Source organism: Nocardioides sp. Leaf285, assembly GCF_001422955.1.
Taxonomy (GTDB): Bacteria; Actinomycetota; Actinomycetes; order Propionibacteriales; family Nocardioidaceae; genus Nocardioides; species Nocardioides kribbensis.
The window spans coordinates 1,206,947-1,229,754 of record NZ_LMNH01000003.1; the positions used below are offsets into that span (position 1 = coordinate 1,206,947).

The 22,808-nt window shown below is 75.8% G+C and carries 20 protein-coding genes and 1 tRNA gene; 9 read left to right on the top strand and 12 right to left on the bottom strand.

Annotated features, from left to right (window positions below):
* Window positions 1–3 precede the first annotated feature (3 nt).
* A complete protein-coding gene (locus ASF47_RS14020; RefSeq protein WP_235558750.1) occupies window positions 4–696 on the top strand; it encodes a nitroreductase in 693 nt (230 codons plus the stop codon).
* Here ASF47_RS14020 and ASF47_RS14025 read toward each other — a convergent pair.
* Complete coding sequence (locus ASF47_RS14025) at window positions 693–1,601, bottom strand: CPBP family intramembrane glutamic endopeptidase (RefSeq protein WP_235558751.1); 909 nt, start codon at window positions 1,599–1,601, stop codon at window positions 693–695. The two genes, ASF47_RS14020 and ASF47_RS14025, sit on opposite strands and share 4 nt — an antisense overlap.
* 97 nt (window positions 1,602–1,698) lie before the next feature.
* On the opposite strand from ASF47_RS14025, the gene ASF47_RS14030 reads away from it, so the two are divergent.
* Window positions 1,699–3,228, top strand: coding sequence for a M28 family metallopeptidase (locus ASF47_RS14030; protein WP_082500302.1), 1,530 nt, complete (start codon window positions 1,699–1,701; stop codon window positions 3,226–3,228).
* 131 nt (window positions 3,229–3,359) lie between these two features.
* Window positions 3,360–3,878 carry a nucleoside deaminase gene (locus ASF47_RS14035; RefSeq protein ID WP_056864497.1) on the top strand — a complete coding sequence of 173 codons (519 nt, stop codon included), beginning with the start codon at window positions 3,360–3,362 and terminating at the stop codon, window positions 3,876–3,878.
* 70 nt (window positions 3,879–3,948) lie between these two features.
* Here ASF47_RS14035 and ASF47_RS14040 read toward each other — a convergent pair whose 3' ends face one another.
* The 3 genes from ASF47_RS14040 to ASF47_RS14050 are packed head-to-tail and all read right to left on the bottom strand — an operon-like array spanning window position 3,949 to window position 6,980.
* The gene (locus tag ASF47_RS14040; RefSeq protein WP_056864498.1) at window positions 3,949–4,713 is read right to left on the bottom strand and encodes a hypothetical protein; all 765 of its coding nucleotides are present in this window, start codon (window positions 4,711–4,713) and stop codon (window positions 3,949–3,951) included.
* Window positions 4,710–5,396: a SatD family protein gene (locus tag ASF47_RS14045; protein ID WP_056864499.1), complete on the bottom strand. Its 687-nt coding sequence runs from the start codon at window positions 5,394–5,396 to the stop codon at window positions 4,710–4,712. Before ASF47_RS14045 ends, ASF47_RS14040 begins: the two co-directional genes overlap by 4 nt.
* 48 nt (window positions 5,397–5,444) lie before the next feature.
* The gene (locus tag ASF47_RS14050; RefSeq protein ID WP_082500303.1) at window positions 5,445–6,980 is read right to left on the bottom strand and encodes a DHA2 family efflux MFS transporter permease subunit; all 1,536 of its coding nucleotides are present in this window, start codon (window positions 6,978–6,980) and stop codon (window positions 5,445–5,447) included.
* A gap of 126 nt (window positions 6,981–7,106) precedes the next feature.
* Here ASF47_RS14050 and ASF47_RS14055 point away from each other — a divergent pair, with 126 nt between their 5' ends.
* Window positions 7,107–7,694: a TetR family transcriptional regulator gene (locus tag ASF47_RS14055; RefSeq protein ID WP_056864500.1), complete on the top strand. Its 588-nt coding sequence runs from the start codon at window positions 7,107–7,109 to the stop codon at window positions 7,692–7,694.
* 13 nt (window positions 7,695–7,707) lie between these two features.
* On the opposite strand, the gene ASF47_RS14060 is transcribed toward ASF47_RS14055, so the two are convergent.
* A complete protein-coding gene (locus tag ASF47_RS14060; protein ID WP_056864501.1) occupies window positions 7,708–8,076 on the bottom strand; it encodes a hypothetical protein in 369 nt (122 codons plus the stop codon).
* A gap of 88 nt (window positions 8,077–8,164) precedes the next feature.
* Window positions 8,165–9,613 carry a glycoside hydrolase family 30 beta sandwich domain-containing protein gene (locus tag ASF47_RS14065; RefSeq protein ID WP_056864502.1) on the bottom strand — a complete coding sequence of 483 codons (1,449 nt, stop codon included), beginning with the start codon at window positions 9,611–9,613 and terminating at the stop codon, window positions 8,165–8,167.
* A gap of 189 nt (window positions 9,614–9,802) precedes the next feature.
* Here ASF47_RS14065 and ASF47_RS14070 point away from each other — a divergent pair, with 189 nt between their 5' ends.
* The 5 genes from ASF47_RS14070 (at window position 9,803) to ASF47_RS14090 (ending at window position 15,908) form a co-directional block, all read left to right on the top strand.
* Window positions 9,803–10,387, top strand: coding sequence for a TetR/AcrR family transcriptional regulator (locus ASF47_RS14070; RefSeq protein ID WP_056864503.1), 585 nt, complete (start codon window positions 9,803–9,805; stop codon window positions 10,385–10,387).
* Window positions 10,384–11,640, top strand: a complete 1,257-nt coding sequence (locus ASF47_RS14075; protein ID WP_082500305.1) for a GDSL-type esterase/lipase family protein — start codon at window positions 10,384–10,386, stop codon at window positions 11,638–11,640. Before ASF47_RS14070 ends, ASF47_RS14075 begins: the two co-directional genes overlap by 4 nt.
* A 105-nt stretch (window positions 11,641–11,745) precedes the next feature.
* Window positions 11,746–14,313, top strand: a complete 2,568-nt coding sequence (locus ASF47_RS14080; protein WP_156697896.1) for an ATP-binding protein — start codon at window positions 11,746–11,748, stop codon at window positions 14,311–14,313.
* 624 nt (window positions 14,314–14,937) lie between these two features.
* Window positions 14,938–15,342 (top strand): phage holin family protein, encoded by a 405-nt coding sequence (locus ASF47_RS14085; protein ID WP_056864505.1) that lies wholly within the window; start codon window positions 14,938–14,940, stop codon window positions 15,340–15,342.
* Entirely contained in the window at window positions 15,318–15,908 is a 591-nt protein-coding gene (locus ASF47_RS14090; RefSeq protein WP_056864506.1) for a DUF3618 domain-containing protein, read from the top strand. The genes ASF47_RS14085 and ASF47_RS14090 overlap by 25 nt, the downstream gene beginning before the upstream one ends.
* Before the next feature lie 97 nt (window positions 15,909–16,005).
* Here the strand turns inward: ASF47_RS14090 and ASF47_RS14095 are convergent, their stop codons facing one another.
* From ASF47_RS14095 to ASF47_RS14120, 6 genes are all read right to left on the bottom strand, one after another.
* Window positions 16,006–16,329 (bottom strand): hypothetical protein, encoded by a 324-nt coding sequence (locus ASF47_RS14095; RefSeq protein ID WP_056864507.1) that lies wholly within the window; start codon window positions 16,327–16,329, stop codon window positions 16,006–16,008.
* Window positions 16,326–16,529, bottom strand: coding sequence for a hypothetical protein (locus ASF47_RS14100; protein ID WP_056864508.1), 204 nt, complete (start codon window positions 16,527–16,529; stop codon window positions 16,326–16,328). The genes ASF47_RS14095 and ASF47_RS14100 overlap by 4 nt, the downstream gene beginning before the upstream one ends.
* Before the next feature lie 102 nt (window positions 16,530–16,631).
* A tRNA-Pro gene (locus ASF47_RS14105) sits at window positions 16,632–16,705 on the bottom strand.
* A gap of 121 nt (window positions 16,706–16,826) precedes the next feature.
* Window positions 16,827–20,255 (bottom strand): error-prone DNA polymerase, encoded by a 3,429-nt coding sequence (locus tag ASF47_RS14110; RefSeq protein ID WP_056864509.1) that lies wholly within the window; start codon window positions 20,253–20,255, stop codon window positions 16,827–16,829.
* Complete coding sequence (locus ASF47_RS21920) at window positions 20,255–22,003, bottom strand: DNA polymerase Y family protein (RefSeq protein WP_235558762.1); 1,749 nt, start codon at window positions 22,001–22,003, stop codon at window positions 20,255–20,257. The genes ASF47_RS14110 and ASF47_RS21920 overlap by 1 nt, the downstream gene beginning before the upstream one ends.
* Window positions 22,003–22,803: a hypothetical protein gene (locus ASF47_RS14120; protein ID WP_442937565.1), complete on the bottom strand. Its 801-nt coding sequence runs from the start codon at window positions 22,801–22,803 to the stop codon at window positions 22,003–22,005. The genes ASF47_RS21920 and ASF47_RS14120 overlap by 1 nt, the downstream gene beginning before the upstream one ends.
* Window positions 22,804–22,808 lie beyond the last annotated feature (5 nt).

Consider the following 22,808-nt stretch of genomic DNA (forward strand, 5'->3'; position numbering starts at 1 on the left):
CCCATGAGCGACATCGACGTCCTGGAGCGCATCCTCGCCGAGCGGTGGAGCTGCCGCGGCTACCTGCCCGACCCCGTCGACGACGCGGTGGTCGAGCGGCTGCTGCTCGCCGCGCAGCGCACGCCGTCGTGGTGCAACACCCAGCCCTGGCAGGTGCACGTGGTCTCCGGCGACGCCGCACGCGCGCTGAGCGCGCGCATGCTCGCCTCCTTCGACGGCGCCGGCAGCGACTTCCCCTTCCCGGAGGCCTACACCGAGGAGCGGCAGGCGCGACGACGCGAGAGCGGCTGGCAGCTCTACGACGCCGTCGGGATCGCCAAGGGCGACCGGGAGCGCTCCTTCGCCGAGGGGCTGCGCAACTTCGAGCTCTTCGGCGCGCCCCACGTCGCCGTCGTGACGACCGCCGCCGAGCTCGGCACCTACGGCGCGGTCGACTGCGGGCTCTACGTGCAGACCTTCCTGCTCGCGGCCCACGCCCTCGGCCTCGGCGCCTGCGCCCAGGCCGCCCTGGCGGGCCAGTCGCCGCTGCTGCACGAGGTGCTCGACCTGGCCGAGGACCGCCGCGTGGTCTGCGGCATCTCCTTCGGCCACCCCGACCCCGGGCACCCCACGGCGTCCTACCGCACCACGCGGGCCCCGCTGGAGGAGGTCGTCACGCGCGTCACGAGTCTCGACGGGGCTGCGCACCACTCCTAGGTCGGCAGCCAGGACACCTGCCCGGCGAGCACGGCGTAGCCGACGAAGGCGCCGATGTCGAGCAGGGTGTGGGCCACCACCAGCGGCATCACCCGGCCCCACCGGCGGTAGAGCCAGCCGAAGAGCAGGCCCATGACGAGGTTGCCCACGAAGCCGCCGAGGCCCTGGTAGAGGTGGTAGCTCCCCCGCAGCGCGGCGGCGACGACGATCGCCGTCAGGTCGCCCAGGCCCAGCTGGCGCAGCCGCACCAGCACGTAGCCGAGGACCAGCACCTCCTCCACGACGGCGTTCTCCAGCGCCGAGAGCACGAGCACGGGGATGTGCCACCACACGTCGGGGAGGTTGTCCGGCACCACCGTGAGGCTCAGGCCCAGCGCGTGCATCACGAGGTAGAAGGCGACCCCGACCGAGCCGACGCCGGCAGCGATCGCGGCACCGCGCGCGAGGTCCAGACCGGTCAGCCACGCTCCCCCGCGGGCCCACAGCTCGCGCAGGCCGGCGCCGGAGCGCACCAGGAGGTAGCCCGCCAGCAGCACCGGCACGAGCGAGAAGCCGAAGGCCAGCAGCTGGTAGGCCAGGTCGAACCACGGTCGCTGGGGGGCGTAGGAGCCGTTCATCGACGCCGTCTGACCCGCGAGCCCGCCGGGGGCGGTCGCCGCCTCGAGCAGGTTGACCACCGAGTAGACGGCCGAGCGGCCCAGCGAGAGCGCCAGCACCACGACCAGCTCGACGAGCAGCAATCGGCGGCTCAGCGGTCCTCCCGGGCTCCGCGGCGCCGGCACGGCGGTCGAGCCGGGCACCTCGGCGCCCCGGGCGGCCCGGCCGCGGGGGCCGGGGGCGGGCCCACCAGCGGGGTCGGGAGTGGGGTCGGGGGACGGGCCGGGCCCGTCGGTGTGCGTCGCCACGGGCGCCACCCTGCCACCCGCAGGTGAGGGGCGGCTGAGAGCGGGCGTGGCAGGGTGGACGGCACGCACCTCGTCTACTCGGAACGGGAGCACACCCATGCACGACCCCGCACACCCCTCGTCCCAGGCCCCCGGCAGCGACACCACGGCGTCGCCCCACCCGGCCTCGCCTCCCCCCGCCACCACCCGGCGCAGGCTGCTCGGCGGCTCGGGCGCGCTGGCCGCCGGAGCCGTCGGCGCCACGGTCTCCGGCGGGTCCGCCGCCGTGGCCGGCCCCGGTCGGGGACCCGGCCCGTCGGGCGTCCTCGACACCGCGGAGTGGCCCGACGGGCCCGGGCGCCCGCTGCGCGCCCAGCGCGCCGACCGCGAGCTGCGCGCGATCATGGCCGAGGTCGACCCCGACCGGATCCGTGCCATCGTGGAGAAGCTGGTGTCCTTCGGCACCCGGCACACCCTGTCGAGCCAGGACGACCCCGAGCGCGGCATCGGCGCGGCCCGCGACTGGATCGCCGCCGAGATGCGCCGCTACGCCGCGCGCTCGGGCGGACGGATGAGCGTCACGGTCCCGTCGTACGTGCAGGAGCCGGCCTCGCGCATCCCCGCGCCGACCCGGATCAGCAACGTCGTGGCGCGTCTGGAGGGCTCCTCGGATCCCGGACGGGTCTACGTCGTCTCCGGTCACTACGACTCGCGTGCCACCGACGTCATGGACGCCACCTCCGACGCCCCCGGCGCCGACGACGACGCCAGCGGCGTGGCCGTGGCCATGGAGCTCGCCCGCATCATGGCCACCCGGCGCCCGGCCGCGACCATCCTCTTCGCAGCCGTGGCCGGCGAGGAGCAGGGCCTCTACGGCTCCACGTTCCTGGCCCGCCAGCTCACCGAGGAGGGCGCCGACGTCCAGGGCATGTTCACCGACGACATCGTCGGCAGCAGCCGCGCCGACGACGGCGAGCGCGACCGGCGCAGCGTGCGGCTCTTCGTGCAGGGCGTGCCGACGAGCGAGGACGAGGCGCGCGCCGCGACCCGGCTCTCGATCGGCGGGGAGAACGACTCCCCCACGCGCCAGCTCGGCCGCTTCGTCGCCGAGGTCGCCGACCCGCGCCTGACCGGCATGGAGGTGCGCCTGGTCTACCGCCTCGACCGCTACCTGCGCGGCGGCGACCACCGACCCTTCCTCGAGGCGGGCTACCCCGCGGCCCGCTTCACCGAGCCGGCCGAGGACTTCGCCCACCAGCACCAGGACGTGCGGGTCGAGGACGGCGTGCAGTACGGCGACCTGGTGCGCTTCTGCGACATGGACTACATCGCCGGCGTCACCCGGGTCAACGCCGCCGCCCTGTGGTCGCTGGCCCAGGCCCCGGGCGTGCCGCGCGACGTGGTGGTGGACACCACCGCGCTGACGAACGACAGCACCCTGAGCTGGTCGCCCGGGTCGGGCGAGACCGCGTCGTACGAGGTCGTGTGGCGCCCGACCCCCGAGCCGCTGTGGCAGCACGTCGTCGCGGTGCGGGGCACGAGCGCGACCCTGGACCTGTCGAAGGACAACGTCGTGCTCGGGGTGCGCGCCGTGGGGCCCGACGGCCACCGCAGCCCCGCGGTGTTCCCGTTCCCCGCCCCCGCCTGACCGGTCGCCCGCAGGCGCCCCGGCAAGCCGGTCCGCCCGGGTGAGCGCAGGCCCCTGCGGGCCGTGGTGGTGTGGCACCTCACCCGCCGCGGCCGTCCCCGGCCGCCCCACCACGACCCGCAGGAGTCCTCGTGACCGCACCCCACCGCGACGCGCCCACCGGGGCGGAGGCCGGCCACGACCCGCGCCACGCGCAGCGCGCCGTCGAGCTCGCGCTGCTCAACGTCGACCAGGGCGGCAAGCCCTTCGCCTGCGTGGTGGTCGACGCCGCTACCGGCGAGGTGGTCGTGGAGGCGGCCAACCAGGTGGCCCAGTCCGGCGACCCGACCGCCCACGCCGAGATCACCGCGATCCGCGACCTCGCCGCCCGGGGGCGCTCCGACCTCGAGGGATGCGACGTCTACGTCACCGCCTACCCCTGCCCCATGTGCCTCGGCGCGCTCTACTACGCCGCACCCGACCGGGTGCTCTTCGGCGCGACCCGCGAGCAGGAGGGCGAGCACTACGAGGACGGTGGGCGCTGGATGACCCTGGCGACTTTCTACGACGAGTACGCCCGGGAGCCCGCGGACCGCAGCCTGCCCTCGGCCCAGGTGGCGGTCGAGGACCCGACCGCGCCGTTCCGTGCCTGGTCGGAGCGCCACGGCTGAGGCCGGTCGCCTTCACTGTGACGCAGTGAAGGCCCAGGCTTGACAGGGCTGGTGGATCAGGCCAGGTGGATCAGGCCAGGTGGATCAGTGCGGCGCCGCCGAGGGCGAGCAGCCAGCTGGCGAAGCTGCCGATGAGGAAGTACTCGGTCACGTCGCTCGGCCCGTCGGCGGGCAGCCCCGGGTCGCGCTGGGCGCGCTGCAGCTCGGGGAACCGCAGCAGCCCCTTGGCCGCCACGACGATGGCGGCCGCGGTGAGCTCGCCCAGCGCTCCCAGGCCGGTCAGGAAGACCCGCTCCATCGGGCCCAGCACGCGCCCGCCCTTGAGCTGCTTCTCCCCCGAGGTCGCGGGCACGCCGACGGCGTCGAGCAGGAGGCGGACCAGGATGTTGGCCGTCACCAGCTGCGCGAGCACGACGCCGGTGGCGACCAGGAGGTCGGCGGCGGGCCAGCGCGCGAGGAGCGTGGCGTCCAGGCGGGCGGGCCAGGCCGGCTCCGATCCCACCAGCTGCACCCCCAGCACGGCGACGGCGGCGCCGGCCACCGGCGCCGCGAAGGCGACCACCCGCGCGCGTGAGCGCGACCGGGCGGGGAGCCCCACGTCCATCGCCCGCGCCGACGCCAGCAGCCACACCACGAGCGCGACGGCCAGCAGCAGGAAGAGGGCGACGACCTCGCCCGCCCCGAGGTCGAGGAGCACCAGCCCGACCAGCAGCGGCGCGAGACCCGCGACGACGCAGCCGAGCAGCCGACCGCGGCTGAGGAGGTCGTGGGAGGGGCGACCGAGGTCGCATGCCCCCAGGGCCACCAGCCACAGCCCCACCAGCACCAGGCTCACCGCTGCTCCTCCCGACCGGCCGTCGCCGGCCCCGTCGCCGATCCCGCCCCTGAGTCCGCCTCGGTCTCTCCCGCCGCGAGGCTGAGGTGAGCATCGCGCAGCGCACCGACACCGCGGGCGAACTGCTGGCTGACCGCCGACCGCGAGATGCCCTGGTCGGCGGCGATCTCCGCCTGGGAGCGGCCCTGGAGCGCCGCGAGCGCCAGGCTGCGGCCGCGGTCGCCGAGGCGGTCGAGCAGCGCGTCGCGGGTGAGCAGGAAGGCGTTGACCGGGCCGGCGTGGGTGCCGCCGGCCCCGGCGTCGTACCAGGTGCGGCTGGAGGCGCGGCGTGGGCGTCCCAGCACGTCGAGGGCCTCGCGGGCGGCCCACCAGCCCGGCCCGTCCTGCAGCAGCGGGGTGCGCTGGTCGTCGTAGACCGTGACCTCGCCGTGGCCCAGACCGCAGCGCACGTCGACGTCGGGCAACAGGGCCAGGCGCACCAGGGCGGTGGCCAGCACCGCGTCGGCCAGGGTCGTGAAGGCTCCCTGGAGCTCGTCGCCCACGGTCGCCTCGAGGCGCTGAGCCGGGGTCAGGGCGCGGGAGACCTCGGCGAGGACCTCGACGATGCGCCGCTGGGCCGCACCGCGGTCGGGCAGGTCGCGGGAGCCGACGACGTCGCCGATGAGGGTGAAGAGCTGCACCATCGGTCAAGCATATCGCTGAACTAGACCGAAGTTAAGCCATGATCTGGATCAGCTGACCGAGGCGGACTCGTCGCTCCCACGCTCGCCCGCCCGGCTCCGGTCCGTGCCGGGCTCGGCCGCCGGCTGCGGTGCGGACGCTGCGGCCGCCGGGGTCCGTACGAGCAGTGCGAGCAGCACGGCCACCGCCGAGACCACGCCTCCCCAGAGCAGGGCGTCCTGCACGCCGGACGCCGTGGCGGCCGCGGCGGGAGACCCGCCCTCGGCGGCCCGCGTGGCGCCACGGGTCATCACCGTCACGAAGAGCGCCGTGCCCGCTGCGCCGGCCACCTGCTGCACCGTGCTCACGATGGCGCTGCCGTGGGAGTAGAGGTGCGGGGGTAGCGAGCCCAGCGCGGAGGTCAGCAGCGGCGTGAACATGAGCGCGATGCCGATGCTCAGCAGCACGTGGGCACCCACGACGGTGGCCGTGGCGGTGCCCTGGTCGAAGGTGCTCATCAGCCACAGCGCCGCACTGGCCACCACCGCGCCCGGCGGCACCAGGGGACGCGGGCCCACGCGGTCGAAGACCCGACCGACGACCGGTGCCATGAGGCCCATGACGACACCGCCGGGCAGCAGGACCAGGCCGGTGCGCAGCGTGGAGAGGCCCAGGACGTCCTGCAGGAAGATGGGCAGCAGGATGAGGGTGCCGAAGAGCGCCATCATCGCCACCACGACGAGGGCGACGGCGACGGCGAAGGCCTGCGACCCGAAGGCCCGCAGGTCGAGCAGCGCCCGCTCCCCCAGCCGCAGCTGCCGGTGCACGAACAGGCCGAGGGCCACGAGGCCGGCTCCGAGGGGCACCCAGGGCGAGACCGGGGCGTCGCCCGAGGCGCTCTCGCCGATGCTGCTGAGGCCGTAGACCAGGCCGCTGAAGCCGAGGGCGGAGAGCACGACGGAGGCGACGTCGACCGGCACCGCGGTGCGCTCGGCCACGTCGCGGACCCACAGGCGCCCGAGCCCGAGCGCGAGCACCGCGATCGGCAGGACGATCCAGAACATCCATCGCCAGCTCAGCTGGTCGAGCACGACCCCCGACACCGTCGGGCCGACCGCCGGAGCCACCGAGATGACGATGGAGATCGTGCCCATCATGCGGCCGCGACGCTCGGCCGGCACGAGGTTGAGGATCGTGGTGATCAGCAGCGGCATCATGATGGCGGTGCCGGAGGCCTGCACCACCCGGGCGAGCACGAGCACGCCGAAGGTGGGGGCCAGCGCCGCGAGCAGCGTGCCGGCGGTGAACGCCGACATGGCCACCGTGAAGAGCGTGCGCAGCGAGAAGCGGCCGATGAGGTAGCCGGTGACCGGGATGACCACGGCCATGGTCAGCAGGAACGCGGTGGTGATCCACTGCGCGGTCGACGCCGCGATCGAGAACTCCCCCATCAGACGCGGCAGGGCCACGCTCATGATCGTCTCGTTGAGGATCACCACGAAGGCGGAGCCGACCAGCAGTGCGATCAGGCGCGCCGCACCCGGCGGCAGGCCCGCGCCGGGGTCCGCCGGGGCGGGGGCGTGGGGGTCGGTGAGCGTGTCGGGCACGAGGCTTCCCTCTCGGTGGCGGTGCGACGGCGGCAGGGGACGGACGGCGCGGCGCCGCTCCTCCCCGGGATCTTTCTGCACGGAGTACAACTTTGCACGTCGTCGGTTTTGTTCCACACTTCCCGGATGGGTCTGCGCGAGGACAAGAAGCAGGCCGCGTGGCAGGAGATCCGCGGCGCGGCGTGGCGCCTCTTCGCCGAGCGCGGTTTCGACGCGGTCAGCGTCGAGGAGATCGCCGGCGCCGCCGGCGTCTCGCGCAGCACCTTCTTCAACTACTTCCGCACCAAGGAAGCGGTGGTCGTCGACCCCGCGCCCCGTGTCGTACGCCGCCTCGACGACCTCCTGGCCGAGCAGCCGGTCGAGCGCGAGGCCTGGGAGGCGCTGACCGCGGTGCTGGTCGGGCTGACCCGGGCCGACCGTGACGACATGGTCGCGCGCCGCCGACTGGTCGCCGACAGTCCGGAGCTGCAGCGCGGCGCCCACGAGCTCGGCGAGCAGCTCGCCGCGCAGCTCGTGGCGTGGATGACGACCCGCCTGCCGCACGATCCGCTCGGGGCCGCCCTGGTGGTGGAGCTGTCGCTCGCCGCCACCCGCACCGCGTGGGCGGCGTGGCCCGAGGACGCCGGGGTGGACGCCTACCTCGCACTGCTCCAGGACTGCCTCGGCCGCGCGCGGCCCGCCGCGGACGGGCACGGTCGACCCGAGGCGCACTGAGTCTCACTGAGGCTCACCGGCGCATCGCCCGCCAGGTGCGCTCGGAGCGCAGCCAGGAGGCGACGACCCGGGCGCAGGCGGTCGGGTCGGCCGCGACGGTCTCGCACCGTCGGCCACGACCGCCGCCCGCAGCCCAGGGCTGCACGCACACCCGCGTGCCGCCGGAACGGTCGCTGCTCCGGTCACCGCCTCGGTCACCGCCTCGGTCACCGGCGCACGAGCCCGGTCGCAGGCAGCCGGTGCGCACCAGCACCGCGCCCGCCTCCTGCCGCACCACGGCGCGCAGCGCCTCGAGGACAGGGGCGTGCGTCGGGCCGCAGCCGCCCGCCGCACACACCCCGACCGCCACCGTCGGCTCGCCGTCCTGACGCGTCCTGGCCATCACGCACCTCCTCGCCTCGGGCCGCACCTGCGACCACCAGCCAACCGTACATGAGAATGATTCTCGTCAGTGTGGCGCGGGGCAGGCGTCAGGCGACCGTGCCCTCCCAGGTGAAGACCGCCCCGGCCTCGACGGCGTAGGTCTGCGAGGTCGTGCCCCCGACGACCACCCGCACCAGCTGGGTCTGCCCGGTGTCGTTGTAGCCGTAGACCCCGACCGTGCCGTCGGGGCGCACGAAGGCCGAGGACCACACGCTCCAGCTGGTGGTGGAGCTGGCCACGCTGACCGCCCCCGGACGGGCCGCGCGCGCCAGCTGCGCGAGCACGGCGTGCTCCGGGCCGGTGGTCACCGTGCGGTCGGGCGCCACGGCGAGCACGCCGCGGCAGGTCTTGCAGCCCCACTGCGACCCGGCGTCGAGACCCACGCCGGGGGTCGTGCTGAGCGCGGCGTTCCAGAACATCAGCCCGCCGGAGCCGGCCCGCACGCTGCGCACGACGAGGTGGGCGGAGTCCCAGCGGAAGGTGCCCCACCGGGAGTCGGTGGTGCCGGTGCACTCGGTGAGGATCGACGGCACGGGGAGGCCCGCCATCTGGTCCGGGGTGCCGCCGTAGCAGTGGAAGGCCGCGGCGGCGTGCGCGCCGGGCGCCTGAGCCAGCACCGCGTCGACGCGCGCCCGGTCGCTCCAGTTGTGGTCCACGGCCCACAGGTCGACGCCGAGCGCCCGCAGCCGGGGCGCGACCGCGGCGGCCACCCGTGCCAGCTGCTCGTCGCTCATGCGCATGGTCGTGTAGTCGCTGGCGTGCCCGGGCTCGTTGACGATGCTGAGCGCCGAGACCGGCACACCGCGTTCGCGCAGCCAGGCCGCCTGGGCCACGAGCATCGAGGCGTAGGACGCCTCCGCGCCCACCAGGAGCGACCCGCCGCGCAGCGAGCGGGAGTCCTTCATCGAGGCCGGTGCCGACCAGGGGGCCACGACGACCTCCAGGTCGGGGTTGAGCGGCAGGGCCCGGGTCAGCAGGTAGTCCACCGCCCTCCTGGCCTCGGCGGGCGGCGTCACCCTGCGCCCGTCCCACCCCCACGTCCACAACCGGGTGGAGAAGTCGGTCGACGACAGCGGGAGGCGCACCCAGTCCAGCCGTGCACCGTCGGCGCGGGTGCGGTCGAAGAGCAGGCGGGTGGCGGCGTCGTTGCCGCCGAGCTGGACGACGGCGGCGTCGGTGAGGGCGGCGCCGACCCCGCGCCAGACCTGCGCGCGGCGTGAGGTGTCGACGGTGACCGTCGCGGTGGCCGCGGCGGTCGTCGCGGCCACGTGCACGACCGTGCGGGCGGCGTCGGCGCCCGACGACAGCGTCATCCGGTCCACCGTGACGACGCTAGCGCCCAGGTGCACCGGCACGCGCGGGCGGGCGGAGGCGGTGGCGCCCAGCGGGAGGACGAGGGCCAGCCCGACGAGCAGGGCGAGGCCGCGGCGGGCCGCGTGTCGCGACGTACGGCGGGGGCGTGCGGGCGTGGCGGACGAGGGGGTGTCGGGGGTCATCGCTGTCGTTCCTGGTGGGTCCGGCGTCAGGGGGGTGCCGGGCAGTCGCACCATCGGCGGCGGGCGGGCCGACCGGAGGGGTTCGAGGTCACCGTCCGGTCTCGGAGGATGGTGCCGGACGTCGACTTGCCTACGACTCGTAGGCAGATGCAGGATGTGCTTAGCAATCCCGGGACGGAGACACACGACATGGCGCGCGCAGGACTCACGACGCAGCGACTCACCCTCGAGGCCGCCGACCTGGCCGACGAGGCCGGCTTCGCCGCGGTCACCCCCGCCGCGCTCGCCCGGCGCGTGGGGGTGCGACCCGCGAGCCTCTACTCCCACCTGCGCGATGCCGACGACCTGCGCACCCGCGTCGCCCTGCTGGCCCTGCAGGAGATGGCCGACCGGGTCGCCGCGGCCGTCGCCGGCCGCGCCGGCAAGGACGCCCTCGTCGCCTTCGGCGGTGCCTACCGCGACTACGCCCGGGAGCACCCCGGCCGTCACGACGCCGCGAGGCTGCGGCTCGACCCCGCCACGGCCGCCGCCAGCGCCGGCCCGCGCCACGCCGAGCTGGCCCGCGCGGTGCTCCGTGGCTACGACCTCACCGGGGAGGACCAGACCCACGCCGTGCGCCTGCTCGGCAGCGTCTTCCACGGCTACACCAGCCTCGAGGCGGCCGGTGGCTTCAGCCACAGCAGTCCCGACAGCGACACCACCTGGCGCCGCACGCTCGACGCGCTCGACGTGCTGCTGCGCCGCTGGCCCGACCCCACCCAGGAGACACCGTGACCCGCGACCCCCGCCCCTCACCCTCCACCTCGCCCACCACCTCCCCCACCCCGAGCCCCGCCCCGAGCCCCGCCAGCACGCTCGCGCACCGGGTCTCGTTCACCACCTCGGCCGGGCACGCCCTCGTCCGCGGGGCGCTCGACCTCGAGGACACCGACCGCGGTCTGGTGCCGCACCGGCTGCCCCGGTGGGTGCGCGAGCGCCATGCCGACGCCCAGCTGGCGATGGCGCAGTCGCAGACCTCCGGCGTGCGGCTGCTGGTGCGCACCCGGGCCACGACGCTCGCCCTGGAGGCCGTGCCGACCAAGCGGGTCTACCCCGGCCTGCCCGCCCGTCCCGACGGCGTCTACGACCTGCTCGTCGACGACGTGCCGACCGCCGAGGCCACCATCCGCGGCGGCGACACCGTCACCCTCGACATGGCCGCCGGGACCGCACGCCACGACCTCGGCGCCGCCGGCACCGCCACCTTCACCGGTCTGCCCGCCCACGACAAGACCGTCGAGATCTGGCTGCCCCACGACGAGACGACCACCCTGGTCTCGCTGGGCTCCGACGCCCCGGTCGGCCCCGCCGAGCGTGCCGACCGCCCGGTCTGGCTGCACCACGGCAGCTCCCTGAGCCACGGGTCCTTCGCCGCGAGCCCCACGGGCACGTGGCCGGCGGTCGCGGCCCGTGCCGCCGGGGTCGAGCTGGTCAACCTCGGACTGGGCGGCAGCGCCCTGCTCGATCCCTTCCTGGCCCGCACGCTGCGCGACACCCCGGCCGACCTGATCAGCCTCGAGATCGGCATCAACGTCGTCAACGCCGACCTGATGCGGCTGCGCGCCTTCGTGCCCGCGGTCCACGGCTTCCTCGACACCATCCGTGACGGACACCCCGACACGCCCCTGCTCGTGCTCTCCCCGCTGCTGTGCCCTCTCCACGAGGACACCCCCGGGCCGACCGCTCCCGACCTCGACGCCCTGCGCGCCGGCGAGCTGCGCTTCGTCGCCACGGGCGACCCGGCCGATGTCGCCGCGGGCCGGCTCACGCTCTCCGTCGTACGCCGCGAGCTCGCGGGCCTGGTCGCGGCGCGGGCCGACGACCCCCACCTGCACCTGCTCGACGGCCTGGAGCTCTACGACGAGGCCGACCACGCCCGGCACCCGCTCGTGGACGGCCTCCACCCGGGGCCCGAGACGCACCGCGAGGCGGGTGAGCGCTTCGCCCGTGTCGCGCTGGGCGGTCCTTTCGGGGCGCTGGCACACTGACCGCGCCGGGGGCTCGGCAGGCGCCTGCGCCGCAACCCCTCAGCGTGTCGGCCCTCGTGCCGATGTGGACCGGAGGTCGTGCTCGGGAGCGGAGGTGGTGCACCGGTGGCAGCATCGGGAGCGTCCCGTGCGCGCCTCCTCGGTGTGGTCGCGTGGGTCGCCGGGTTCACCCTCGCCGCGGAGGTCGGGCTGCACACCAGGCCCCCGGGCTCGCCGATCGCACTGTTCTGGCCCGCCGCGGCCGTGGCGGTCGCCTGGCTCGTCCTGCGACCGGGCCGCTCCGACCGCGCCGTGGCCCTCGTGGCGATGGGAGCGGTGCTGGCCGTCGAGGCCTCGACCGTGTTCGAGGCACCGTCGGGCGTGGCCCTGACCGTGCTGGCTCACCTCGCGCTGTGCGGCGGCTGCACCGTCGGGCTCGAGGTCACGACGCGACGGCGCGGTCGGCTGCGACACCACGACCTGCTCACGGCCCTGCGCTCGAGCGCCGGCCTGGTCGCCCTGGCGGCCAGCGCCCTGGCGGCCTCCGCGGCGACGGCGCCCGTCATCGGGGCGGCCGTGCTCGCCGACGGGGGCGGCTGGTCCTGGGAGACCGTGGTGGCCTGGACCGGCCGGAGCTCGGTGACCGTGACGGTGCTGGTCGGCACCCTGGTCGCCCTGCGCCGCGCACCCACCGCCCGCGCGCCCCAGGAGGGGACCGGCCTCCGCTGGGGCTACCACCTCCTGGGCCCCACCGGGCGCGCCCGCGCCCGGTCGACGAGCCGGCTGGAGTACGCCGCACTGGTCGCGACCACCGCGGCGGTCCTCGCACTGATCTACGGGGTCGCCTCCCAGCTCCCGATCGCCTTCGTGCTCATGGCGGTCGCCGCCTGGGCCGGGACCCGCTTCTCGCCGGAGGCCGCGGCGGTCCACGTCACCGGCACCGCCCTGGTCCTCGTCGCCCTCACCTCGCAGGGCCTCGGCGTGCTCGCCGCCGTCGACGACCCCCTGCTGCGCGCCCTCGTCGCCCAGCTCTTCGTGGGCACCTGCTTCGTCCTGGCCATGCTCCTGGCCTACGGCGAGGAGCGTCATGGGCTGCTCGCCGCCCGCCTGCTGGCCTCCGAGGCAGCGGCGCGGTCGCAGGCCGAGCTGCTGGGGGCGGTGACCTCGTCGATGGCCGACGCCCTCGTGGTGCTCGACGCCGACGGCACCGTGGTGCTGTCCAACCACACCGCCGACGCGCTGCTGGCCGGGTCGACCGCGATCAACATGGCCGATCCCGGCCAGCACGGCTTCCACCTTCCCGACGGCACCCCGATCCGTCTCGACGACGGCCTGCACACCCGGGCGCTGGGCGGCGAGACGATCCTGGGCGAGCTGGTGCAGCACGTCGACAGCGGCACCGGGGAGCGCACCTTCCACTCCGTCAGCGGAGCCCCCCTGCCCACCGCCTCCGGGCGACGGGTCGCGGTCTTCCTGCTGCGCGACGTCACCCGGGAGCAGATGCACCTGCGCCAGGTGCAGGGATTCGCGGGCATGGTGGCCCACGACCTCAAGTCACCCCTGGCCAGCCTGGCGGGGTGGCACCAGCTGCTCGCCGACGAGCTCGAGCGCCTCGGCGCGGACGCCGACGACGCGGCGTCGATGAACCGGCGCATCGGCTCCTCCACCCGGAGGATGGAGCTGCTGATCGACGACCTGCTCGGCTACGCCAGCGCCCAGGCCGCGACCCACCACCCGGAGCCGGTCGACCTCGACACCGTGGTGGCGGAGGTCCTCGCCGACCGCCACGACCTGCGTCCCGGCACGGTCGTCTGCGACACGGCCGCCACGCTCACCGCCGATCCCGTGCAGCTGCGCCAGGTCATGGCCAACCTCCTCGGCAACGCGCTGAAGTACGTCGCCCCCGACACCGCCCCCCGGGTCACCGTGAGCGCCCGCTCGACCCACGGCTGGGACGAGGTGGTCGTCGACGACAACGGCGTCGGCATCCCGGCCGGCCAGCACGAGGCCGTCTTCGACCCCTTCGTGCGGATGCACTCCGGCTACGAGGGCACCGGCCTGGGTCTGGCCATCTGCCGCACCGTCGCTGTCAAGCACGGCGGGTCGCTCACCGCACGCCCCGGACCGACGGGCACGGGCACCCGCATGGTGCTGCGTCTCCCGCACCAGGCGGCGGTCCCCGTCTCCTCCGCGCGCCGGCCGCCGGGCCGCCCACCGACCGCCGCGCGGACCCGGTCGCGCAGGGGTAGCGGCCCCCGACCGGGGACCTCGGCGAGGTCCCCGGTCGCGACGACGTCGGCGGCGCGGCACGGGGCCGCCCGGGGCGGCACGGGGCGGCACGGGGCGGCCCGGTGGGTCGCACCCGCGCAGGTGGGGGCGCACGCACCCGTCCTCCGCCCCGAGCGGCCACTGCACCGCCTCACCCCGGTGGCTCCACCCCGCAGGAGGGAGCCGGACCCCCCGGCCGGTGCGGTTGCGTGGAGGACGTCGAGGAACCACCGCGACGGCCCGAGCGGCCGAGCACCTCTCGTCCTCGACGACAGGAGACGACATGACCTACACCCAGGACACCACCACGGGCCCCCACGACGGGCTCGGCACCACCGAGGCGCCGCAGGGCACCGGGGCCCAGGCGCAGCGCGCAGCCTCCACCGCGGCCGACGAGACCCGTCACGTCGCGTCGGTGGCCGGTGAGGAGGCCGGCACCGTGGCCGCCGAGGCCCGGGCCCAGGCCCGCAGCGTGCTCGACGACGCCGTCGCGCAGGCCACGGAGCAGTCACGCACGCAGCGCGACCGTCTGGTCACGACGCTGCACGGCCTCAGCGACGACCTCGACCAGATGGCCTCCAGCGGCACGCAGTCGGGGCTGGCCACCGAGGCCGCCCGTCAGGTCTCGCAACGCGCCCGCAGCCTCGGCACCCACCTCGACGGGCGCGAGCCCAGCGACCTGCTCGACGACGTCAGGGGCTTCGCCCGCCGCCGACCGGGCGTGTTCCTCGCCGGAGCGCTCGCCGCAGGGGTCGTCACCGGGCGCCTGCTCAGCGGTGCCCGCGCCTCCGGGTCCGCCTCGGGCGCCCCGACCGGCACCGAGGACGCCCGGGGCGCCGCGTCGCCGGTCCTGCCGCCCACCACCCCGGGCACCACACCGGTGGCTCCGCCGAGCACCCCCACCCCCGTGACGCCGGCGACGACGGCCGTCCCGGCCCCCGGCGCCGACGACGCTCCCCGGAGGGACCCGCTGGCCGATCCCCTGGCCGACCCGCTGGGCGACCCGCTGGCCGACCCCCTGGGTCACGACGACCGCCCGGGGTCGTTGCGATGACCCAGACCCCGACGCCCGACGGCGGGCAGCGCAGCCTCGGCGAGATCGTGGGCGACATCACCCAGGACCTCACCACCCTGGTCCGCCAGGAGCTGGACCTCGCCAAGACCGAGATGAAGCAGGAGGCCGGCCGGGCCGGCAAGGGCGCCGGCCTGCTCGGCGGCGCCGGTGTGGCCGGGTCCTACCTGCTGCTGTTCCTCTCCGCCGCCGCGATGTTCGGCCTCGACACCGTGCTGCCGCTGTGGCTGGCCGCGCTCGTCGTGGCCCTGGTGTGGGGCGTCGTCGCCGGCGCCCTCGCCCTGACCGGCAAGAAGGCTCTCCAGCAGAGCAACCCGCAGCTGCCGACCACGCAGCGCACCCTCAAGGAGGACGCATCATGGGCCAGAGCACAGAAGAGCTGAGCAACGACATCGCAGGGACCCGCGAGGCCCTCGCGCAGGACCTCGACGCCCTGCAGGACCGGATGAGCCCGAGCGCGATCGTCGAGCGTCGCAAGGCCGCCGTGCGCGGGCGCGCCTCGTCGGTGCGCGACCGGGTGATGGGCAGCGCCTCGGGGGTGCGCGACTCGGCCGGCTCGACGGCCGGCTCCACCCTCGGCAGTGCCACCGACGGGGTGCGCGGCGCGGCCTCGAGCGCCGCCGACAGCACCGGCAGCGCCGTGCAGGGCAGCCCGCTCGGTGCCGGGCTGGTGGCCTTCGGCGCAGGGCTGCTCGTCGCCGCGCTCGTCCCGGCCAGCGACGCCGAGGCACATCTCGCGCAGCAGACCGTCGACGCCGCCAAGGAGCACGGCCAGCCCGTGGTCGACGAGGTCAAGCAGGCCGGTCAAGACGTGGCCGGGCACCTCAAGGACAGCGCCGCCGACGCCGCCGCGCAGGTCAAGGACACCGCGCAGCAGTCCGCCGCCCGGGTCCAGGACGAGGGCTCCTCCTCGGTGCAGAGCGTGCGCGCCGAGACCCCTGGCGCCTGAGCCGCGCGCACGACGTACGACGACCGCCGCAGCCCCTCGGAGGGGAGCGGCGGTCGTCGCACGCCGGGTCGATGGTGACGCGGGCCGGCGCCCCTGCTCACTCCCCCGCTGGCGGTGACGCCACCTCGACGCTCGACGGCAGCTGCGCGCGCACCAGCGCGAGCAGTCGTGCCTTCTCCTCGTCGCCGCCACCCGTCTCGCTCCACCGGCAGCAGGCGTCGAAGGTGGCACGGGTCATTCCGTACGGCTCCCAGTCGGCGTAGTCCTCGCCGAGGCCGCCTTCGTCGTCCCAGAACGGCCCGGCGTACTCGTGGTGCCTCAGCTCGACGTAGGTGACGGGGGCGGCGCCGCTCGCCTCAGCGGGTCGGGCCGAGTCGTAGGAGAAGCCGGAGGACCGGGGCTCGCTGGTCCCACCCGTCATCTCAGGCAGCTGCCGCCGGAGACGCCGTACACCGCGCTGTCGTCGGGGGCACGCGACTGCGACCTCTCCAGCGCCTCGATGGTCGTGCGCAGGTCCTCCTGGCACGCAGACACCTCGGCGCGACCGAGGACGTAGCCGGCCAGTCCGGACGTCGCGGCGATCAGGACGGCAGCGATGCCGATCAGAAGGACCCTGGACACGCACCCATCCTCGCTGTTCTTCCTGTGTCGGAGGAAGCCCCGAGACGCGAGAAGAGGGTGCCGGATCGCTCCGGCACCCTCTCCCACCTGCATCTTCTCCGGTCGGGCTGACAGGATTTGAACCTGCGACCCCTTGACCCCCAGTCAAGTGCGCTACCAAGCTGCGCTACAGCCCGAACCCCGTCCCGTGCGGCCACGCGAGCGTGACCGGGACAGCGCGTGAACACTACAACACCCCGGCTCCCGGTCCGGAATCGACCCCGCCGCACGCACCCGACCGGGCTCCGGGGCGGGCGGTCAGCGGAAGTCGCGGGAGGTCTGGCGCAGCTGGAGGGCCGAGCCCGCACCGGCGATGACCGAGTCGAGGGTGACCACGCGGTCGGCGACCAGGTTGGTCACGCCCTCCTCCCGCTCGAGGATCCCGCGCACCACCACCGCGACCGCGCCCCGCGCCGCGGAGCGGTGGGCGCGCATCACGCCGACCGAGCAGACGACGTTGAGCATCCCGGTCTCGTCCTCGACGTTGAGGAAGGTGATGCCCTGCGCGGTGCCCGGGCGCTGCCGGTGGGTGACCAGGCCCGCGACGTGCACGCGACGGCCGGGCTCGGTGCGCGCGAGGTCGGCCACCGAGGAGATGCCGCTGCCGGTGAGCAGCTCGCGCAGGTGCTCCACCGGATGGGTCTCGGGCGAGACCCGGGTGGCCCAGAGGTCGGCCAGGGTCACCTCCTCCGCGCTCATGCCGGGCAGCGTCGGCGGGGCCGGCGAGGGCGTGGAGCCCGGCAGGTGGTCGGCGCTCTCCGAGGCGCCCGCGGCCCACAGCGCCTGGCGCCGGTCGAGCCCCAGGCACTCCAGCGCCCCGGCGGTGGCGAGCGCCTCCAGCTGCTGGGTCGACAGCCCCGCGCGTCGTGACAGGTCGGTCACCGAGGTGTACGCCGCCTCCGCGCGCGCGGCCACGATCCGCGCCGCGACGTCGGCGCCGATCCCGCGCACCGAGTCCAGCCCCAGGCGCACGACCAGGTGGCCGTCGCGCCGGTGGGTGCGGGTGGGGTCGGGGCGGGCCGGGTCCCACTCCGCCCGCTCGAAGGACGCCGCGAGGCACTGGTCGAGACCGGTGGCACCCGTCGCACCCGTCCCGCCGGGGTCCACTGGCTCGAGCCCGGCCTGCACCCCGGAGCGCGCCAGGTCGGGGCGGCGTACCTCGACGCCGTGGCGGCGGGCGTCGCCCACCAGCGACTGCGGGGAGTAGAAGCCCATCGGCTGGGTGCGCAGCAGACCGACCAGGAAGGCCGCGGGGTAGTGCAGCTTGAACCACGACGAGGCGTAGACCAGCAGCGCGAAGCTCAGCGCGTGGGACTCCGCGAAGCCGAAGTTGGCGAAGGAGAGGATCTTGACGTAGATCGCGTCGGCGGCGTCGCCGACCAGCCCGCGACGCTCCATGCCGGCGTAGAGCTTCGCCTTGACGCTCTCGATCCTCTCGACGCCGCGCTTGGAGCCCATGGCCCGGCGCAGCAGGTCGGCGTCGTCGCGCGAGCAGTCGCCCAGGGTCACCGCCATCGCCATCAGCTGCTCCTGGAAGAGCGGCACCCCGCGGGTGCGCTCGAGCACCGGCACCAGCTCGGGGTGGTCGTAGACGACCGGCTCCTTGCCGGTGGCCCGGCGCACGTAGGGGTGGACCGCACCGCCCTGGATCGGCCCGGGGCGGATGAGGGCGATCTCGATGGCCAGGTCGTAGAACTCCCGCGGCTGCAGGCACGGCAGCGTGCCGATCTGGGCGCGGCTCTCGACCTGGAAGACGCCGATGGAGTCGGCGCGGCAGAGCATGTCGTAGACCGCCGGCTCCTCACGCGGGATCGTGGCCAGGGTCCAGCGCTCCCCCAGGTGCTCCTCGGTCAGGCGCATCATGTGGTCGAGCGCGCCGAGCATGCCCAGGCCCAGCAGGTCGAACTTCACCAGCCCCATCGACTCGCAGCCGTCCTTGTCCCACTGCAGCACCGTGCGGTCCTCCATGCGGGCCCGCTCGATCGGGCACACCTCCCCCACCGGGCGCTCGGTCAGCACCATGCCACCGGAGTGGATGCCGAGGTGGCGCGGCGCCCCCAGCAGCTGCTCGGCCAGCGCCACCACCGGGCGCGGGATGTCGAGCGCGGGGCCGCCCTCGGGGTCGCGGGCGTCGGCGGCCACCACCGAGCTCCAGCCGTCGACCTGCTTCGACCACGCGTCCTGCTGGCCCTGGGAGTGGCCCAGCGCCTTGGCGGCGTCGCGCACCGCCATGCGGGGGCGGTAGGCGACGACGTTGGCGACCTGGGCGGCGTTGCGCCGCCCGTAGGTGCGGTAGACCCACTGGATCACCTCCTCACGCCGGTCGGAGTCGAAGTCGACGTCGATGTCGGGCTCCTCGTCGCGGTGGGCGGAGATGAAGCGCTCGAAGGGCAGGCGGTAGAAGACGGCGTCGACGGCGGTGATGCCGAGCGCGAAGCAGACCGCGGAGCTGGCCGCCGAGCCGCGGCCCTGGCACAGGATGCCGCGCTCGCGGGCGAAGGCGACGATGTCGTGCACGATGACGAAGTAGCCCGCGAAGTCCTTCTCCTCGATCACCCGCAGCTCGTGGTGGACGCGCTCGCGGGCCTCGGCCTCCATCGGCGTGCCGGCGTAGCGCTCCTCGAAGCCCCGCCAGGCCAGCACCCGCAGCCACGAGCTGGGCGTGTGGCCCTCGGGGATGCGGTGCTTGGGCAGGCGCGGGGAGGCCTTGCGCAGGTCGAAGGCCAGCTCCTCGGCCAGCGCGACCGAGCGCCGCACCGCCTCGGGGCGGGTCGCCATCGCCGCGGCCACCTCCGCCCCGCTGCGCAGGTGGGCCGCGCCGGAGAGGTCGAGCCAGCCGTCCATGTCGGCCAGGCTGCGCCGGGCACGCACCGCCGCCATGGCCGCGGCCAGCCGGCGCCCGGAGGGCTGGGCGAAGTGGACGTTGCCGGTGGCCACCACCGGCAGTCCGTGGTCGCGGGCCAGCCCGGCCAGCAGCTCGTTGGTCTCGGCGTCCTGCGGGGTCGGTCGCGCCGAGAGCTCGACGACCACCCCGTCGAGGCCGAAGCGGGCGGTGAGCCGGTCGAGCTCGAGGGCCGCGGCCGTCGGCCCGCCCGCCGCGAGCGCCCGGTGCACCGTGCCCTTGCGGCAGCCGGTGAGCACCACCCAGTGCCCCCGGCCGCGCTCGGCCAGCTCGTCGAGGTCGTGGTCGGGGCGGCCCTTCTCGTCACCGCGCAGGTTGGCCTCGGTCATCGCGCCCGCGAGCCGGTGGTAGCCCTCCACCCCCCGCGCCAGCACCAGCAGGTGGGAGCCCTCGGGATCGGCCACGCCGTTCTGCGGGCGGGTCAGCCCCAGCGACAGCTCGGCGCCGAAGACCGTGCGCAGGTCGTGGACCGCGGCGGCCTCGGCCAGCAGCGGCGCCCCGTGGAAGCCGTCGTGGTCGGTCAGTGCCAGCCCGCTCAGCCCCAGGCGCACCGCCTCCTCCACCAGCTCCCCCGGCGAGCTCGCCCCGTCGAGGAAGCTGAAGTGGGAGTGGCAGTGCAGCTCGGCGTACGGCGTGACCGCCGCCGGACGCTCGATGGGCCGCTGCGAGGGGCGGGCGTGCTTGCGCCGCGAGATCGGCGCGTCCTCGGCACCGGGCGCGCCGGGACGACCGGAGAGCCGTCTCTCCAGCTCGCGCCAGGGCACCGCGGGGTTGGACCAGCCCATCAGTCGTAGCCCGCCTCGAGGGTCCACCCGGCGGTGCTCCACCGCAGCAGCCAGGCGCGACCGTCGACGCCGACGACCTGGAAGCGCGCGGCACGGGAGCCGTCGGCCGGCGCGGTCTCCACCCACCACTCCTCGTCGACCGGCCACGGGCCGGCCCAGGAGGCCACCGGCTGCCAGGGCCGCTCACCCGGGCGGCCCGGTGCCCCCGGTGCCCCGCTGGGCGGGTGTGCGCCGGCGCCGAGCTGCGGACGGCCGGTGGTGCGGGCGACGACCTGCGGGGTGTCCTCGAGGGCCCACAGGCCCTCCTGTGCTCCCGCCCGGCCGCCCGCCTGGGGCACACCGGCGGAACCGGGCGCCGCGACCAGCAGCGCGGCGCCGAAGCGGAAGCGCCGCGGGTCGGCACTCACCGCGCCCCGCTCGCTGACCGCCACCGGGTGGCCGGTCCCGTCGACGACCTCGGCCACCCGCGGCGGGCTGAAGACCCGCACCGGGGGCGGGCCGGGCACCCGGGTCGGCCACGGCCGGTCGAGGGGGCGCAGCCCGGTGGGCCGCTCGCCCCAGGGCACGCTGGCCTGCCGCTCGGCCGGTGAGCGCCCGCCCTGGAGCACGGGACGCAGCACGGACTCGAAGCCGATCATCGCCTGCACCCGCGCCACCCCCCGCTCGACGAGCTCGTCGCTGCCGCCGCCCCACAGCGCCTCGGCGTGGGCCGCGGCGGGCTCGACGGTCTCGGGCACGAAGCGCACCCGCTCCACCGGCGCGCGCACGACGCCCGCGTCGTGGCGCGAGCGCAGCGACCCGCCCTCGCCCTGCAGCTGCCAGTGCACCCGGTCGACGAGGTCGCGCGCGGTGAAGCAGCGCGGGTGCAGCCAGGCCCGGCTGGAGACGACGACGCCCTCGCTCTCGGCCTCGACCCGCACCTCGGTGGCCACCAGCTGGCGCGAGGCGAGCCCGGAGACGAGGCGCTCGGCGGTGGTCCGCACGCTGAAGCAGACGGCCTCCACCGACTCCAGGGGCGGCTCGAAGACGACCTCGACGTCGAGGTCGGGCGGCGGGGTGCGCTCGCCCAGGACGCTGCGGCCCGCGCCGCGCACCCGGTGCCACAGGTCGGCGCCGTAGCGGCCGAAGCGGTCCTGCACCGAGGCCAGCGGCAGCCCGGCCAGGTCGCCCAGCGTGCCCAGCCCGAGACGACCCACCAGCGAGGCGACCTCGCGCCCCGCCTGCCCGTCGCTCTCCAGCACCCGCACCGGCAGTCCGCGCAGGAAGTCGGCCGAGCCGCCCGAGGGCACGACCACGGCCTCCTGCACCGCGGCGGTGCGGGCGGCCTGCTCTGCGGTGAACACATCGTCGGCCACCCCGATGCGGCAGTCCCAGACCCCGGCGTCGACCAGGGTCTGGGCGACCAGCGCGGCGGCGTGCTCCTCCCCGCCGAAGTAGCGCCCGGGCGCGCGCACCGCGAGCAGCCCGGGCCGCATCGGGGAGACCCCCGGGCGCAGCTCCTCCACGGCCGCGAGCACCGGCTCGTAGTGGCGCGCGTCGCGCTCCGGACCGGCCTCCAGCAGCAGCAGTTCGGGGCAGCGGGCCTGCGCGTCGCGCTTGCGCTGTCCGCGTCGTACGCCGCTGTCGCGGGCCGGGCCGTTGCACACCTCCACCGCGCCGGCGGCCAGCACCGCCGCGGGCAGCTGGCGCGAGCGTCGCGCCTCGGCCAGGCCGGCCACCACCGACCAGTCGGGGCACCACACCACCATCACCCGCACGCGCCGGCCTCCTCGACGACCAGGCCGCCCGGCCCACGCACGCCGACGGGTCCAGCCGGGCCGCCCGGGCCGCGCGGACCGACCGGCTCGAGCGGCTCGAGCGGACCGACCGGCTCGAGCGCCGGGCCCCGGGGGCGGGAGACCCGGGCCGCTCGCTCGGACCGCTCGTCGACGCCGACCAGCGGCGCGTCGATCCCGGGGAACCACACCTCCGCACGCGCCGGCGGGGCCGTGCCGCGGCGCACGGCGAGGCGGGCCCGGCGCGCGCGCAGCCGGCCGGAGCCGTGGTCGGGGCCCGACCAGCGCGACTCCTCCAGGCTCAGCCGGGCGTCGCAGCGGGGCCAGTCGCCGTGGACGACCAGCACCGAGGAGCGGGTGCGCAGCCGGGCGTCGAGCACGCCCGCGGAGCGGGCGTCGACGCTCGCCGGCGGACGCAGCACCACGACGCGCAGCACGTCGACCAGCGCCGCGGTCACCTCGAGCCAGTGCTCGCCGGGCTCGGGCACCAGCACGGTGCGCGTCAGGTCGACCCCCAGCTCGGCGGCGGCCTCCGCGCCGAAGTCGGCCCAGCCGGCGAAGCCGACCCACTCCCCCGCCCGCGAGGCCTCCGCGGCCAGCGCCAGACCCACCGAGGCGGCGTCGACGGAGTAGGTCGCCCCGGCACGCAGCTGGAGCAGGTCGGAGAGCCCGGCGTGCGTCGCCACGGCCTCCCGCGCCGGCCCGCCCTCCATGGCCGCGACCCGCTCCCGGAGCTGGTCGAGCACCGGGCGGCTGGGGTCGAGGGCGGGCATCGCGG